Source organism: Burkholderia pulmonis, from assembly GCF_984667975.1.
This window is the reverse complement of record NZ_OZ480188.1, coordinates 1,201,231-1,217,433: the sequence shown is the minus strand read 5'-3', so window position 1 is coordinate 1,217,433 and position 16,203 is coordinate 1,201,231. Positions and strand designations below refer to the sequence as shown.

Genomic DNA, 16,203 nt, shown 5'->3' with positions numbered 1-16,203 from the left:
TCGCCCATGAATGCGCCCAACTTTCCGCATCGTACGACGCAGGACTATCAACGCAGCGACGCCGCGCATCACCTGCATGCATTCGTCGACCAGAAGGCGCTGAACCAGGAAGGCGCGCGCGTGATGGTACGCGGCGAAGGTGTCCATCTATGGGACAACGACGGCAACCGCTATCTGGACGGCATGTCCGGGCTGTGGTGCACCAACGTCGGCTATGGCCGACCTGAGCTGATCGATGCCGCCGCGCGGCAGATGAAGGAACTGTCCTACTACAACATGTTCTTTCACACGACGCACCCGTCGGTGATCGAGCTGTCGGAGCGGTTGTTCGCGCTGCTCGGCAATCGCTTCAGTCACGTCGTGTATACCAATTCGGGTTCCGAATCGAACGAAGTGCTGATCCGCACGGTGCGGCGCTTCTGGGACGTGATGGGCAAGCCGGAGAAGAAGGTGCTGATCGGCCGCGTGAACGGTTACCACGGGTCGACGGTCGGCAGCGCATCGCTGGGCGGCATGGCGTTCATGCACGAAATGGGCGACCTGCCGATTCCGAACGTCACGCACGTCGACGAACCCTACTGGTACGCGAACGGCGGCGACCTGAGCCCCGAGGCGTTCGGCAGGCAGGCGGCGCTGTCGCTCGAGCGCAAGATCCTCGAGATCGGCGCGGACCGTGTCGCCGCGTTCGTCGCCGAGCCGTTCCAGGGCGCAGGCGGGATGATCTTCCCGCCGGACGGCTACTGGCAGGAGATCGAGCGTATCTGCCGGCAGTACGACGTGCTGCTCTGCGCGGACGAGGTGATCGGCGGCTTCGGCCGGACCGGCGAGTGGTTCGCGCACCGTCACTTCGGCTTCGAGCCGGACCTGATCTGCATGGCCAAGGGCCTGACCTCGGGCTATGTGCCGATGGGCGGCCTGATCATGAGCCGGCGCGTCGGCGATGCGCTGGTCGACAAGGGCGGCGTCTATGCGCACGGGTTGACCTATTCGGGGCACCCGGTCGCGGCTGCGGTCGCGCTGGCGAACCTCGACGTGCTCGAACGCGAAGGGCTCGTCGAGCGGACGAAGACGGATACGGGCCCGTATCTGCAGAAGGCGCTGCGTGATGCGTTCGACGGCCATCCGCTCGTCGGCGAGATCCAGGGCGTGGGGGCGGTCGGCGCGATCCAGTTCGCGAAGAACAAGGCGACGCGCGAGCGTTTCGCGAACGAGGCCGACCTGACCTGGCACAGCCGGACGGTCGGCTTCGAACTCGGCGCGATCGTGCGTTCGACGAACGGCCGCCTGATCGTCGCGCCGCCGCTGGTGATCGACCATGCGCAGATCGACGAACTGGTCGGCACGATGCGCAAGGCGGTGGATGCCACCGCGCGCGAAGTGCTCGGGATCGACTGCTGACCGGTCAGGCGACGCGCTTTCGTCCTGCGACTGACGGGAGAAAGCGCGTTTCGCTGCGGAAACCGGCTGGCTTCCTGCCGTTTCAGGCGCAGCCATCCGGGAGGTTGAAGACCGGGTATCCGGGGCAGCGATTCGACGATATTGCGTATCGTCGAACGTCAATTAATCAGTAATGCGAATGACAAATCGATTCTGGGCGAGGCTCGCACGCTTCATGCGGACCGGCCCGGCGCGCCCGATCGATACCGCTGCCCGTGAATCGACACACATCACGACATCAACAAGGAGACGAAATGAGTCAGGGCGAGTCCATTGCTCATCTCGAGGAAAGCACCATCCAGCCGATTCCGCTGACCGAGCGGCACGGCAGCGCGAAGGATCTGTTCACGATCTGGTTCGGGTCGAACATCATGATGCTGACGATCGTCACCGGATCGCTCGCGACGACGGTGTTCAAGCAGCCGTTCTGGTGGGCCGCGCTCGCGACGCTCACCGGGAGCCTGATCGGCGCGGTCTTCATGGCGCTGCATTCCGCGCAGGGGCCGCAGCTCGGCGTGCCGCAGATGATCCAGACGCGCGGGCAGTTCGGGTCGTTCGGCGCACTGCTCGTGGTCGGGCTGGTCGTCGTGATGTATGTCGGCTTCTTCGCGTCGAACTGCGTGTTCGGCGGGCAGGCGCTGCACAGCCTGAGTGCCGCCATTCCGCTCGATGCCGGCGTCGTCGTGATCGGACTGATCAGCCTGCTCGGCTCGATCTACGGCTACAAGCTGATCCACGCGTATGCACGGCTGCTGAGCTGGTGCTCGGGCAGCGTGCTGGTGCTGGCGTTCGTGTGGATCATCTTCGTGCACGGGCTGCCGGGCGACACGTTCTCGAAGCATTCGCTGAACCTGTCCGGCTTTCTCGGTGCGATGTCGGTCGCCGCACTGTGGCAGATCGCGTATGCGCCCTACGTATCGGACTATTCGCGCTATCTGCCGCCCGATACGGGCCCGCGCACCGCGTTCTGGTCGAGCTACTGGGGCTGCGTGCTCGGCTCGTTCTTCCCGATGCTGCTCGGCTGCCTGGTCGGCCTCGCGACGCCCGACGGCAACGTGGTGAGCGGCCTCACGGGTCTCACGCAAGGCATCAGTGTGCTCGTGATCGTCGTGCTGTCGTTCGGCATCGCCGCCAGCAACGCGATGGAGCTGTATTGCGGCGCGCTGTCGGCCATCACCGTGCTGCAGACGCTCTTTCCGTCGTGGTCGGGCAAGGCGCGGGCGCGGGCGATCACCGCGATCGTCCTGTGCGGTATCGCGCTCGCGATCGCGCTGTTCGGGCAGGACAATTTCCTCGCCGGCTACACGAACTTCATCCTGCTGCTGCTGTACGTGCTCGTGCCGTGGACCGCGATCAATCTCGTCGACTACTACCTCGTGTGTCACGGCGAGTACGACGTCGATTCGTTCTTCCGGCAGGACGGCGGCATTTACGGGCGCTTCAATACGATCGCCGTCGGGTCCTACCTGATCGGCATCGTCGCACAGGCGCCGTTCATGGCGACCGACCTCTACACGGGCGAACTGGCAAGCCGGCTCGGCGGCGCGGACATATCGTGGATCGTCGGGTTGTCGCTGACGTCGCTGGTCTACTACGCGGGTTGCAAGCTGTTCTCGCGGCCGCTGCCGGGTGTCGCCGCACGCGCGGACTGAGTGTTTGTTGGGGGGGCCGGCTCCTGCGTAACGTTACGGCACGAATGTCCGCAGGCGTTCGGCGTGTGCTTCGAGCCCGTCGAGCCCGAGGTAGTGGCTGAGCTTGCCGGCGCGAACCTTGCGGATGTCGGCGGCGAGCGTGTGCAGCAGCGCCTCGCTTGCTGCCCGGTAGGCGGCGACTGCATCGATACCTCGTGCCGACAGGGCTGCGCCGATCAGGCGCGCGCTGTCGGCGCCGCCGCCGGCCACGCAGCGCGCCATTGCGTCGGCATCCGGCTGCACGCCGGCGTCGAGCAGCGCGCGCATCAGCGCGGCGGGCACGTTGCCGGACGCGGATGCCAGCGCATCCGGCGCGACCGGCGCACCCGATTCGAGCAAGGCGGCGGCGGCAAATTTCTTGCGTTGCAGCCCATAGTCGGTCGGCATCGAACTGCCGGCGACTGCCGTGCCGAGATTCGCGACGAGCGACGCGAGTTGTGCGGTGAGTGCAGCGTCGTCGAGGTCGATCGCCTGTCGTAGTGCGTGGCGCGCGAGTACCGGTTGCGCGGCGAGCGTGCCGTCGGCGAGCGGCGTGCGCCAGTCGATCACGGCCTCGCGATAGAACGCGATCAGCTTGTCGGCCAGCGGTGCCGGCAGGCCGTGATCGCTGCGGCGTGCGTCGACGTATTCGAGCAACATGTCGCCGGTGCCGCCTTCGCCGCCGGGTGCCAGCGGATCGGCATGGAGCTGCAGCGCGCCGAATGCCGCGTACAGGTCGGGTGCGATCGTCGCGAGGCCGTCGTCGTGCATCGCGCCGCGCCACGCGGGCGGCAGCCCCTGCTTCCACGCGAGCACGTGGCCGCAATCCGCGGCACCGGGTTCGGTCACGATGTAGATCCGGTCGCAATACTCGAATCCGCCGAACGGCAGCACGCCGATCCGGCCGCTCCAGGGCTGCGCGTTCTCCTCGGCGGCTTCCTCGGCCCGTTCGAGTTCGTGGTCGATCCAGCCCTGCAGGTCACGGTAGCCGTCGCTGCCGTTGTAGAACAGTTCGCCCCAGCTGATCCCCTCGACATGGCCGTTCATGTCCAGCGTCAGGTCGTAGTCGAGACTGCCGCCGGCCGTGATGCGCCACAGGTCCAGCAAGGCGGGCGGAATGTCGCCGTCACAGCAAGCCTGCACGGCTGCGATCTGGTCGGCCGGCATCGGCGGCTGCGCGTCGTGGATCACGCGGCCGGCAAACAGCACGATGCCGTGCGCGCGCAGGTCGGCTAGTTCGGCATCGGAAAAGACGGTGGCTTGCATCGGAGCGGAAGCGGTGAGGATTGATCGGATGTCCGCGTTCGTTCAGGGGGCGAAGGGCAGCACGCGAACGTTCGCATCGTATCAGCGTCGGATGACGGACGGCCCTCCGTCATCCGCGCGCGACATGCGTGATCCGCTCGCGCTTCAAGGCTCCGCGTTCGCTGCATGCACGTCGCGCCGGAATGCACCGGGGCTCGTGCCGGTCCATTTGCGGAACGCGCGATGAAACGCGCTCGGCTCGGTGAAGCCGAGCTCGGCCGCGATCTCGGCGACGCTGAGCGTGTGCCCGTGCAGCAGCGACTGGGCGAGCGCGCCGCGCAACTCGTCCTTGATCGCCGCGAAGCTTTGCCCTTCGCTGCGCAACCGGCGCCGCAACGTCGCGGGCGTCGTGTCGAGGCGCACGGCCAGCGTGTCGAAGTCGGGCCACTCGGCAGCCGGCAGCGCCTTCAGGTGCGCGCGCGTTCTGGCGACCCAGCCGGTATCGTGACGGTAGCGCACGAGCAGGTTGCCGGGCGCGCCGCGCAGGAAGGTCTTCAGCGCCTGCTCGGAACGGATCGTCGGCAGCGCGAGGTACGCGGCGTTGAACGCGAGCCGGCTGTCGGGCCGGTCGAAATGCACGGGCACGCCGAAGAACTGGTGATAGTCGCTGCGCTGGCCGGGGCTCGGGCATGCGAAATCGATGCGCTGCAGCGGGATGCGCCGGCCGGTCAGCCAGCACGCGACACCGAGCAGGATCAGCCAGAACGTCCGGTACGCGAACGCCGGGTACGGGGCGCCCGGCTGCGCCAGCACGATCTGCGCCTGACCGTCGGCGACGACGAGCTCGCCGTGCGGCTCGTCGAGCACCACGCGCAGGAACTGCAGCGCGCGCCGCAGCGCCTTGTCGAGCGTGCCGGCGTGCAGCACCGCGTGGCACAGCAGCGTGAAGCTGCCGCGCCGCATCGGGCGCGCGGCGAGCCCGAAGAACTCGTCGTCGAGCGTGCCGGCGATCGCGAGCCACAGCCGGCCGTACTGCTGCGGCGTGACGGGCTCGCGCACGGCGGCCGGCAGGCCGGCGGCGCGCAGCACGGGCGCCGTCGCGATGTGCTGCCGGCGCAGGCACGCGAGCGCATCGTCGACGAAATCCGGCGAAATCATCTGCGGCCCCATTTTTCTGCATCCTCCCGACATGGCAAAAGCGATCACGATTCTAGATTCTGTTTGTCATTGATTGCAATGTGCGGGCTGTCTACTATCGATATATCCCCGTCGCGCCCCTTGGGCTCGCCGGCGGTCATAACGCACAGGAGACACGCATGCCTGATGGAGCTACCGCCCCGGCGGTGCCGGCCTACGCCGACGCCGTGGCCCGGTTCAGTATCGAGACCGCCGCCGCGCAGTTGCACGGCGACCTGGAACGCGGCCTGAACGCGTGCGTCGAATGTTGCGACCGGCACGTGACGGCGGACGCGGTCGCGCTCGACTGGATCGATGCCGGCGGGCAGCACCACCGCTTCACGTTCGCGCAGATGCAGGCGTTGTCGGCCCGGGTCGCGAACCTGCTCGTCGCGCAGGGCGTGAAGCCGGGCGACGTGGTGGCCGGCCTGTTGCCGCGCACGCCGGAGCTCGTCGCGACGATCCTCGGCACGTGGCGCGCGGGCGCCGTCTACCAGCCGCTGTTTACCGCATTCGGCCCGAAGGCGATCGAGCACCGGTTGCGCATGAGCGACGCGCGCCTCGTCGTGACCAATGCGGCGAATCGCGCGAAGCTCGACGAGATCGCCGACTGCCCGCCGGTGGCGACGGTGTGCGAACCGGGCGATACGCTGCCCGAACGCGACATCGATTTCCGCGCGGCGCTCCACGCGCAGTCCGATGCATTCGAACCGGTGCTGCGCAAGGGGTCGGACCTGTTCATGATGATGTCGACGTCGGGTACGACGGGCTTGCCGAAGGGTGTGCCGGTGCCGCTGTTCGCGTTGCTCGCGTTCGGCGCGTACACGCGCGATGCAGTCGATCTGCGTGCAGGCGACCGGTTCTGGAACATCGCCGATCCGGGCTGGGCATACGGCCTCTATTACGCGATCACGGGCCCGCTGGTGCTCGGCCATGCGACGACCCTCTACGAGGGCAGCTTCACGGTCGACAGCACGTACGACGTGATCGAACGGCTCGGCATCACGAGCCTCGCCGGCTCGCCGACCGCATACCGGATGCTGATGGCCGCCGGGCCGGAAGCGGCGGCGCGCGTGAAGGGCAAGCTGCGTGTGGTGAGCAGCGCGGGCGAACCGCTGAATCCGGAAGTCGTACGCTGGTTCGACGCGGCGCTCGACGCGCCGATCTACGATCACTACGGCCAGACCGAACTCGGCATGGTCGTGAACAACCATCACGGTCTCGCACACGCGGTGCACGTCGGTTCGGCCGGCTTCGCGATGCCGGGCTACCGTGTCGCGGTGCTCGACGAAGCGGGCCGCGAGCTCGGCCCCGGCGAACCCGGCAACCTCGCGATCGACATCGCGCGCTCGCCGTTGCTGTGGTTCCACGGCTACTGGCAGCAGGACACGCCGGCGATCGCGGGCGGTTATTACCGGACCGGCGACAACGTCGAACTGGAGCCGGACGGCACCGTGAGCTTCATCGGCCGCGCGGACGACGTGATCACGTCGTCCGGCTACCGGATCGGCCCGTTCGACGTGGAAAGCGCGCTGATCGAGCATCCAGCCGTCAGCGAAGCGGCCGTGATCGGCGTGCCCGATCCCGAGCGCACGGAGATCGTGAAGGCGTTCGTCGTCCTGTCGAAAGGCTTCGACGGCACGCCCGAACTGGCCGACGAATTGAGCCTGCATGTGAAGCGGCGGCTGTCCGCTCACGCCTATCCGCGCGCGATCGACTTCGTCGACGCGCTGCCGAAAACCCCGAGCGGCAAGATCCAGCGCTTCGTGTTGCGCAAGATGGAAGCCGAGAAGGCCGCTCAACCCTGAATATGGACTGCGAATGAATATCAAGGATCGCGTTTTTCTGATTACGGGCGCCGGTTCGGGCCTCGGCGCCGCGGTAGCGCGGATGGTCGTCGCGCAAGGCGGCAAGGCGGTGCTGCTGGACGTCAATGACGATGCGGGCGCGAGCCTCGCGAACGAACTCGGCGCGGCCGCACGCTTCGTGAAGACCGACGTGACGAGCGAAGCCGACGGCCAGGCGGCCGTCGCCGCCGCGCGCGACGCGTTCGGCCGCATCGATGGGCTCGTCAATTGCGCGGGCGTCGCGCCGGGCGAGAAGGTTGTCGGCCGCGACGGCCCGCATTCGCTCGAGCGCTTCGCGCGCGCGGTGTCGATCAACCTCGTCGGCACGTTCAACATGATCCGGCTGGCCGCCGAAGCGATGTCGACGCAGGACGCCGACGCGGAAGGCGAGCGCGGCGTGATCGTCAATACGGCGTCGGTCGCCGCGTTCGACGGGCAGATCGGACAGGCCGCGTATGCGGCGTCGAAGAGCGGCGTGGCGGGCATGACGCTGCCGATCGCGCGCGAACTCGCGCGCTTCGGCATTCGCGTCGTGACGGTCGCGCCCGGCATTTTCGCGACGCCGATGATGGCCGGCATGCCGCAGGACGTGCAGGACGCACTCGGCAAGAGCGTGCCGTTCCCGCCGCGGCTCGGCCGCCCGGAAGAATTTGCGGCGCTGGTGCGCCACATCGCCGAGAACACGATGCTGAACGGCGAAGTCATCCGTCTCGATGGCGCGTTGCGCATGGCACCGCGCTGACACTGGAGGAAGCGAATCATGACGACTCAGGATCCGATCGTAATCGTTGGGGCGGCGCGTACGCCGATGGGTGGTTTTCAGGGCGACCTGGCGGGGGCCGTCGCGAGCGACCTCGGCGCGGTGGCCATTCGCGCGGCGCTGGAACGTGCGAACGTGCCGGCCGAACGCATCGACGAAATCGTGTTCGGCTGCGTGCTGCCTGCCGGCCAGGGGCAGGCGCCGGCGCGGCAGGCCGCGCTGAAGGCCGGGCTGCCGCTCGCGGCGGGCGCGACCACGGTCAACAAGATGTGCGGTTCCGGGATGAAGGCGGCGATGTTCGCGCATGACCTGCTGCTGGCGGGTTCGGCGGGCGTGGCCGTTGCAGGCGGGATGGAGAGCATGACGAATGCGCCGTACCTGCTGCCGAAGGCGCGCGCGGGGATGCGCATGGGTCACGGGCAGGTGCTCGACCACATGTTCCTCGACGGGCTCGAGGACGCGTACGAGAAGGGCCGCCTGATGGGCACGTTCGCCGAGGATTGCGCGCAGGCGTACCAGTTCACGCGCGAGGCGCAGGACGCGTTCGCGATCGCGTCGCTCACACGCGCGCAACGCGCGATCGCGGACGGGCATTTCGTATCCGAAATCGCGCCGGTGACCGTGAAGGCCGGCAAGACGGAAAGCGTCGTGTCGATCGACGAGCAGCCGGGCAAGGCGAGGCTCGACAAGATCCCGACGCTGAAGCCGGCGTTCCGCGACGGCGGCACGGTGACGGCCGCGAACGCATCGTCGATTTCGGACGGCGCGGCCGCGCTGGTGATGATGCGCCGCTCGGAAGCCGAGCGTCTCGGCCTCACGCCGAAGGCCGTGATCGTCGGGCATTCGACGTTTGCGGACAAGCCCGGCCTGTTCGCGACCGCGCCGATCGGCGCGCTGCGCAAGCTGTCGGAGAAGACCGGCTGGAACCTGCGCGACGTCGACCTGTTCGAGATCAACGAAGCGTTCGCGGTGGTGCCGATGGCCGCGATGCGCGACCTCGATCTGCCGCACGAGAAGGTCAACGTGCACGGCGGCGCGTGCGCGCTGGGCCATCCGATCGGCGCATCGGGCGCACGCGTGATGGTGACGCTGCTGGCTGCGCTCGAGACCTATGGCCTGAAGCGCGGCGTCGCATCGCTGTGCATCGGTGGCGGTGAAGCGACGGCGATCGCGATCGAGCGCATCGCGTAACGCAGCGCATCACGTCGCACGCACGTACGTACGCGGCAACACGGGCGGCGCGTATCGCACGGGACCTCCCCGTGCGGTGCGCGTCGCCCGTTTTTCATTCGGCGGATCGCCTTGTTGCGCTACGGTTTCGCGTTCGGCGATACCGCGCCGCACGCGCGAATCACGAGCTGCACGACCTGTTCGGTTTGCGCGTCGAACGCCTTCTTCGTGAATGTGCGCTTGCCGCTCAGTGCGCGGATCTGCGCATCGAAATCCGCGTAGTGCTGCGTGGTCGCCCAGATCAGGTACATCAGCGCATGCGCGTCGATCGGCGCGAGCAGCCCGCGCGCGATCCAGCCGTCGATCACGCTCACGCGCGTGTCGAACCACGGCTTCACGCGTTCCGACAGGATGTCCTGCATGTGCTCCGCGCCGTGGATGATCTCGTTGGCCCAGACCTTCGAGCCGAGCGGCCGCCGCTGCGACAGCGCCATCTTCGCGCGCACGTAGCCGCCGATCGCTTCCACCGGATCGTCGCCGGCCTCGAACGAGCCGGCCGCGCGATGCCAGTCCTCGAACAGGTCGTCGAGCACGCGGCGGTACAGCGCGAGCTTCGTCGGGAAGTAGTAATGCAGGTTCGCTTTCGGCAATCCGGCGCGCTCCGCGATCATCGCGGTGCTCGCGCCGTCGAGCCCGCGTTCCGCGAAAACGGCCTCCGCACAGGCGAGCAGATGCGCTTCGTTGGACTCGCGGATGTGTGCCTTGCGTCGCCGCAAAGGCGCCGGCGTTTCGTCCCGGTCGGTGGCTTCGGTTGCCGCCTCGTCGTGTCTCATCGTTACCCTCGCGCGGCGGGCATGCCGCGTTGGGCTTCATTCTAGCCGCTGATCCGCGTCGAGCGCACGCATGCGGATGACATGCGTGTACGGCGATGCTGCGTTGCGATGGCACGTTTCTCGCTCTGTCGAATCCTGCAAGAAAGACGTTGCGCTGGTCATTTTGATCGTCTAAAACCTGTCCAATCGGACAGGATTCAACGCACTTCGCGAACCACCCGGGCATGCACCACGCAAGGGCGGATGTGCGCCGAAACCGGCATGGCACGCACCGGCACAGACCGGGCTGAAAACATTACCGACCCCACAGGAGCGATACGAATGAACGCGGTATCGGAAACAGTGAAGCGGGCAGCTTTCGACACGTCGATCAAGGTCGACGGCAAGCGGTTGTGGGACAGCCTGATGGAAGTCGCGAAGATCGGCGCGACGCCGAAGGGCGGCGTGTGCCGCCTCGCGCTGACCGATCTCGACAAGGCCGGCCGCGACCTGATCGTCGGCTGGGCGAAGGCCGCCGGCTGCACGGTGACGGTCGATACGATGGGCAATGTATTCATGCGCCGCGCGGGCCGGGTGGCCGACGCGGCACCGGTCGTCACGGGCTCGCACGCGGATTCCCAGCCGACGGGCGGCCGCTTCGACGGCATCTACGGCGTGCTCGGCGGCCTCGAGGTGATTCGCAGTCTCAACGATCACGGGATCGAGACCGAGCATCCGGTCGAGGTCGTGATCTGGACCAACGAGGAAGGCTCGCGCTTCGCGCCCGCGATGGTGGCGTCCGGTGTGTTCGCCGGCGTGTTTTCGCTCGAATACGGGCTGTCGCGCAAGGATGTGGACGGCAAGACGATCGGCGAGGAACTGGCGCGCATCGGGTACGCGGGCGACGTGCCGTGCGGCGGGCGCAAGCTGCATGCGGCATTCGAGCTGCATATCGAGCAGGGGCCGATTCTCGAAGCGGAATGCAAGACGATCGGCGTCGTGACCGACGCGCAGGGGCAGCGCTGGTATGAGATCACGTTCACCGGCCAGGAAGCGCATGCGGGGCCGACGCCGATGCCGCGCCGTCGCGATGCGCTGCTCGGCGCGTCGCGCGTGGTCGATCTCGTCAACCGGATCGGCCTCGATCATGCGCCGTTCGGCTGCGCGACAGTCGGCATGATGCAGGTCCACCCGAACTCGCGCAACGTGATTCCCGGCCGCGTGTTCTTCACCGTCGACTTTCGGCATCCGGACGATGCGGTGCTCGCGAAGATGGATGTCGCGCTGCGCGACGGTGTCGCGCGCATCGCGGCCGGTATCGGGCTCGACACGGAGCTCGAGCAGATTTTCTATTACAAGCCGGTCGCGTTCGATGCCGCTTGCGTGGAAGCCGTGCGCAGCGCGGCCGATCGCTTCGGCTACTCGCATCGCAACATCGTATCGGGCGCGGGGCACGACGCATGCTACCTCGCGCAGGTCGCGCCGACTTCGATGGTGTTCGTGCCGTGTGTCGACGGCATCAGCCACAACGAGATCGAGGACGCGACGCCCGCATGGATCGAGGCCGGCGCGAACGTGCTGCTGCACGCGATGCTGTCGCGCGCATGCGAGCCGGCCTCATGACGCATCGACCGTAGCAGCCGGGACGCTGCGTATCGCCTGACCGCAGGATTCCTCAGCATGACCGCCCCGACTGTGCGTTCGCAGCCGGCGGGGACGGCTTTGTCTCCACTCAGTCGAAGGAACGCGTATGACCACCAAGCCAACCGGCGATATCGCCGCGCATCGCCTGTCGTCCACGCAACTCTCGTGCGAATTCGCCGATATCGCGCCGCTGCTCGATCCGACTGCCGCGGCGGCTGCCGCCAGCCGCTGCCATTACTGCTATGACGCGCCGTGCGTGCAGGCGTGTCCGACGCAGATCGACATCCCGAGCTTCATCCGCAAGATCGGTAACGGCAACCTCAAAGGCGCCGCTATGGACATTCTGTCCGCGAATCCGCTCGGCGGGATGTGCGCACGCGTGTGCCCGACCGAGATCCTGTGCGAAGGCGCCTGCGTGCGGAATCACCAGGATGCGCAGCCGGTCGCGATCGGCGCGCTGCAGCGGCATGCGACCGACTGGGCGATGGAGACCGGCGCGGTGCAGTTCCGGCGCGCACCCGATACGGGCCGTCATGTCGCGGTAGTCGGCGCGGGGCCGGCCGGGCTCGCATGCGCGCACCGGCTCGCGCTCGCCGGGCATCGCGTCACGCTGTTCGACGCGCGCCCGAAGGCAGGCGGCCTCAACGAATACGGGATCGCCGCGTACAAGACGGTCGACGATTTCGCGCAGCGCGAAGTCGAGTGGCTGCTGTCGGTCGGCGGCATCACGCTGGAAACGGGCGTCGCGCTCGGGCGGGACGTGACGCTCGACGCGCTGCGCGAGCAACACGACGCGGTATTTCTCGCGATGGGCCTCGGCGGCGTGCGTGCGCTCGCGATCGACGGCGAGCAACTGGGCGGCGTGATGAACGCGGTCGATTTCATCGAGCAGGTGCGGCAGGCCGACGGGCTGGAGAACGTGCCGGTCGGGCGGCGCGTGGTCGTGATCGGCGGCGGCAATACGGCGATCGACGCGGCCGTGCAGAGCCGCAAGCTCGGCGCCGAGCGCGTGACGATGGTGTACCGACGCGGCGTGGAGGCCATGAGCGCGACGTGGGCCGAGCGCGAGTTCGCGCAGAAGAGCGGCGTGGCGCTCGTCACGCACGCGAAGCCCATGCGCATCGCGGGGGCGAACGGCCAGGTGACGGGTGTCGAATTCGAGGCGGCATCGGGTGAGCGCTTCACCGTCGACGCTGACCTGGTGCTGAAGGCGATCGGCCAGACGCTGGTGCCGGACGGCGTCGCCGCCGCGTTGCTGACGGCGGACGGCACGCGCATCGCGGTGGAGGCGGACGGGCGCACGGCGCTGCCCGACGTGTGGGCCGGCGGCGACTGCGCGGCGACGGACGGCATCGACCTCACGGTGCAGGCCGTACAGGACGGCAAGTGCGCGGCCGCTTCGATCGACGCGGCGCTCGCCGCGCGCGACGCGAAGGCGGCCTGAACGCGCGGCGCACCGGCAGCACACCGATCACGACCCCATTCTCACGGAGCCGAACATGGCCGACCTTCGCTGCACCATCGCAGGCATCACCTCGCCGAATCCCTTCTGGCTGGCGTCCGCGCCGCCGACCGACAAGGCCTACAACGTCAACCGCGCATTCGAGGCGGGCTGGGGCGGCGTCGTCTGGAAGACGCTCGGGCTCGATCCGCACGTCGTCAACGTCAGTTCGCGCTACGGCGCCGTGCAATGGAACGGCCAGCGCATGGCGGGGCTGAACAACATCGAGCTGATCACCGACCGTCCGCTCGACGTGAACCTGAGAGAGATCGCGCAGGTGAAGCGCGACTGGCCGGACCGCGCGCTGATCGTGTCGCTGATGGTGCCGTGCAACGAACGCGACTGGAAGTGGATCCTGCCGCTCGTCGAGGATACCGGGGCCGACGCGGTGGAGCTGAACTTCGGCTGCCCGCACGGGATGAGCGAACGCGGGATGGGCGCGGCGGTCGGGCAGGTGCCCGAATACGTCGAGATGGTCACGCGCTGGGTGAAGGAAGGCACGAAGCTGCCGTGCCTCGTGAAGCTCACGCCGAACATCAGCGACATCCGGATGGGGTCGCGCGCCGCGTACAAGGGCGGGGCCGACGGCGTGTCGCTGATCAACACGATCAACTCGATCGTCGCGGTCGATCTCGACCACATGGCGCCGATGCCGACCGTCGACGGCAAGGGCACGCACGGCGGCTATTGCGGCCCGGCGGTCAAGCCGATCGCGCTGAACATGGTCGCGGAAATCGCACGCGATCCGGAAACGCCGAACCTGCCGATCTCGGGCATCGGCGGCATCTCGACATGGCGCGACGCGGCCGAGTTCATGGTGCTCGGCGCCGGCAGCGTGCAGGTGTGCACCGCCGCGATGCATTACGGCTTCCGGATCGTGTCGGATCTCGCGGACGGGCTGTCGAACTGGATGGACGAGAAGGGCTACGCGACGCTCGACGACGTGTGCGGCTGCGCGGTGCCGAACGTGACCGACTGGAAATACCTGAACCTGAAGTACGACATCAAGGCGCGCATCGACCAGGACCGCTGCATCCAGTGCGGGCTGTGCCACATCGCGTGCGAGGACACGTCGCACCAGGCGATCACGGCGACGAAGGACGGCGTGCGGCATTTCGAAGTGGTCGATTCGGAGTGCGTCGGGTGCAATCTTTGCATGCATGTGTGTCCGGTCGAGCAATGCATCACGATGGAGCGCGTCGATTCGGGCGACTACGCGAACTGGACCACGCATCCGAACAATCCGGCGAGCGCGGATGCCGGGGCGGGTGCGGGCACCGCGGCCCCGCCCGAGAAACACGCGAAGGCGGCCTGACCGGCGTCCGGCGGTGCAGCATCGTCTGCGCCGCCGTTTTTCGTTACCCCCTGGGCCGGCATCGCACGATGCCGGCGCTGACGTTTTTCGTGGAGTGCCATCGATGAAATCCGCAGCGAATCCCGCCGATCCCGACAGCGCCGCGGCGCAGGGCGGCAGCCTGTACAACGACGACCTCGCGCCGACGACGCCGGCGCAGCGCACGTGGAAGTGGTATCACTTCGCGGCGCTGTGGGTCGGGATGGTGATGAACATCGCGTCGTACATGCTTGCGGCCGGGCTGATCCAGGAGGGCATGTCGCCGTGGCAGGCGGTGACGACGGTGCTGCTCGGCAACCTGATCGTGCTCGTGCCGATGCTGCTGATCGGCCATGCGGGCGCGAAGCACGGGATTCCTTATGCGGTGCTCGTGCGTGCGTCGTTCGGCACGCAGGGGGCGAAGCTGCCGGCGCTGCTGCGCGCGATCGTCGCCTGCGGCTGGTACGGCATCCAGACCTGGCTCGGCGGCAGCGCGATCTACACGCTGCTGAACATCCTGACCGGCAACGCGCTGCACGGCGCGGCGCTGCCGCTCGTCGGCATCTCGTTCGGGCAGCTCGCGTGCTTTCTCGTGTTCTGGGCACTGCAGCTGTACTTCATCTGGCACGGCACCGATTCGATCCGCTGGCTCGAAAGCTGGTCCGCGCCGATCAAGGTCGTGATGTGCGTGGCGCTCGTGTGGTGGGCGACGTCGAAGGCGGGCGGGTTCGGCTCGATGCTGTCGGCGCCGTCGCAGTTCGCGGCCGGCGGCAAGAAGGCCGGGCTGTTCTGGGCGACGTTCTGGCCGGGCCTGACCGCGATGGTCGGCTTCTGGGCGACGCTCGCGCTGAACATTCCCGATTTCACGCGCTTCGCGCATTCGCAGCGCGACCAGATGATCGGGCAGTCGATCGGGTTGCCGCTGCCGATGGCGCTGCTGTCGGTGGTGTCGGTCGTCGTGACGTCGGCCACGGTCGTGATCTACGGCAACGCGATCTGGGATCCGATCGACCTGACGAGCCGGATGACGGGGATCGGCGTGGGCATCGCGCTCGTGATCCTCACGCTCGACACGATGTGCTGCAACCTCGCCGCGAATCTCGTCGGCCCCGCCTACGACTTCTCGAGCCTGTGGCCGAAGGCCATCTCGTACCGCACCGGCGGGATGATCACCGCGACGATCGCGATCGTGATGATGCCGTGGAAGATCCTCGCGACGACGGACGGCTACATCTTCACCTGGCTCGTCGGCTATTCGGCGCTGCTCGGGCCCGTCGCGGGCATCCTGATGGTCGACTACTTCCTGATTCGCGGCACGCAGCTCGACACGCGCGCGCTGTTCGACGAGCGCGGCGGCTTCAGCTACGCGCGCGGCTGGAACCCGGCCGCGCTGGTCGCGCTCGCGGTCGGCGTGCTGCCGAACCTGCCCGGCTTCCTGCACACCGCATTTCCGGCGTCGTTCCCGAACGTGCCGGCGTTCTTCAACACGCTCTACACGTACGCGTGGTTCGTCGGCCTCGTGCTGGCGTCCAGCGTGTACGGCACCTGGATGAAGTGGCGCGCCGGACAGCGCGCGCAGATCGCGAGCGCCTGACGCGCGAAGGCATG

Annotated in this window: 12 protein-coding genes; 9 read left to right on the top strand and 3 right to left on the bottom strand. The window is 67.7% G+C overall.

Annotation, left to right across the window (positions count from 1 at the left end; all coding sequences use genetic code 11):
* The first annotated feature begins 6 nt into the window (after window positions 1–6).
* Together AC5LXK_RS36930 and AC5LXK_RS36925 are read left to right on the top strand one after the other, a co-directional pair.
* Window positions 7–1,398 (top strand): aspartate aminotransferase family protein, encoded by a 1,392-nt coding sequence (locus AC5LXK_RS36930; protein ID WP_493394564.1) that lies wholly within the window; start codon window positions 7–9, stop codon window positions 1,396–1,398.
* Window positions 1,399–1,691: 293 nt separating this feature from the next.
* Window positions 1,692–3,089 carry a purine-cytosine permease family protein gene (locus AC5LXK_RS36925; RefSeq protein WP_493394563.1) on the top strand — a complete coding sequence of 466 codons (1,398 nt, stop codon included), beginning with the start codon at window positions 1,692–1,694 and terminating at the stop codon, window positions 3,087–3,089.
* 33 nt (window positions 3,090–3,122) lie between these two features.
* On the opposite strand, the gene AC5LXK_RS36920 is transcribed toward AC5LXK_RS36925, so the two are convergent.
* Together AC5LXK_RS36920 and AC5LXK_RS36915 are read right to left on the bottom strand one after the other, a co-directional pair.
* Window positions 3,123–4,373, bottom strand: a complete 1,251-nt coding sequence (locus AC5LXK_RS36920) for an SMI1/KNR4 family protein (protein ID WP_493394562.1) — start codon at window positions 4,371–4,373, stop codon at window positions 3,123–3,125.
* A 144-nt stretch (window positions 4,374–4,517) separates the two neighbouring features.
* On the bottom strand, window positions 4,518–5,522 hold the full coding sequence (locus AC5LXK_RS36915) for an AraC family transcriptional regulator (protein ID WP_493394561.1): 1,005 nt from the start codon (window positions 5,520–5,522) through the stop codon (window positions 4,518–4,520).
* A gap of 146 nt (window positions 5,523–5,668) precedes the next feature.
* Between AC5LXK_RS36915 and AC5LXK_RS36910 the strand changes: the two genes are divergently transcribed.
* From AC5LXK_RS36910 to AC5LXK_RS36900, 3 genes are read left to right on the top strand one after another with little or no spacing between them, the layout of a single operon-like run.
* The gene (locus AC5LXK_RS36910) at window positions 5,669–7,336 is read left to right on the top strand and encodes an acyl-CoA synthetase (protein ID WP_493394560.1); all 1,668 of its coding nucleotides are present in this window, start codon (window positions 5,669–5,671) and stop codon (window positions 7,334–7,336) included.
* Between the two features lie 13 nt (window positions 7,337–7,349).
* Window positions 7,350–8,117 carry a 3-hydroxyacyl-CoA dehydrogenase gene (locus AC5LXK_RS36905; protein ID WP_493394559.1) on the top strand — a complete coding sequence of 256 codons (768 nt, stop codon included), beginning with the start codon at window positions 7,350–7,352 and terminating at the stop codon, window positions 8,115–8,117.
* Window positions 8,118–8,135: 18 nt separating this feature from the next.
* Window positions 8,136–9,326, top strand: coding sequence for an acetyl-CoA C-acetyltransferase (locus tag AC5LXK_RS36900; RefSeq protein WP_493394558.1), 1,191 nt, complete (start codon window positions 8,136–8,138; stop codon window positions 9,324–9,326).
* A 119-nt stretch (window positions 9,327–9,445) separates the two neighbouring features.
* Here AC5LXK_RS36900 and AC5LXK_RS36895 read toward each other — a convergent pair whose 3' ends face one another.
* A complete protein-coding gene (locus AC5LXK_RS36895) occupies window positions 9,446–10,138 on the bottom strand; it encodes a TetR/AcrR family transcriptional regulator (protein WP_493394557.1) in 693 nt (230 codons plus the stop codon).
* 321 nt (window positions 10,139–10,459) lie between these two features.
* Here AC5LXK_RS36895 and AC5LXK_RS36890 point away from each other — a divergent pair, with 321 nt between their 5' ends.
* The 4 genes from AC5LXK_RS36890 to AC5LXK_RS36875 all read left to right on the top strand — a co-directional run bounded on the left by AC5LXK_RS36890 (window position 10,460) and on the right by AC5LXK_RS36875 (window position 16,189).
* A complete protein-coding gene (locus tag AC5LXK_RS36890; RefSeq protein ID WP_493394556.1) occupies window positions 10,460–11,740 on the top strand; it encodes a Zn-dependent hydrolase in 1,281 nt (426 codons plus the stop codon).
* Between the two features lie 127 nt (window positions 11,741–11,867).
* Window positions 11,868–13,205, top strand: coding sequence for an NAD(P)-dependent oxidoreductase (locus AC5LXK_RS36885; RefSeq protein ID WP_493394555.1), 1,338 nt, complete (start codon window positions 11,868–11,870; stop codon window positions 13,203–13,205).
* Between the two features lie 55 nt (window positions 13,206–13,260).
* Complete coding sequence (gene preA / locus AC5LXK_RS36880) at window positions 13,261–14,577, top strand: NAD-dependent dihydropyrimidine dehydrogenase subunit PreA (RefSeq protein ID WP_493394554.1); 1,317 nt, start codon at window positions 13,261–13,263, stop codon at window positions 14,575–14,577.
* A 103-nt stretch (window positions 14,578–14,680) separates the two neighbouring features.
* Complete coding sequence (locus tag AC5LXK_RS36875; RefSeq protein ID WP_493394553.1) at window positions 14,681–16,189, top strand: NCS1 family nucleobase:cation symporter-1; 1,509 nt, start codon at window positions 14,681–14,683, stop codon at window positions 16,187–16,189.
* Window positions 16,190–16,203 lie beyond the last annotated feature (14 nt).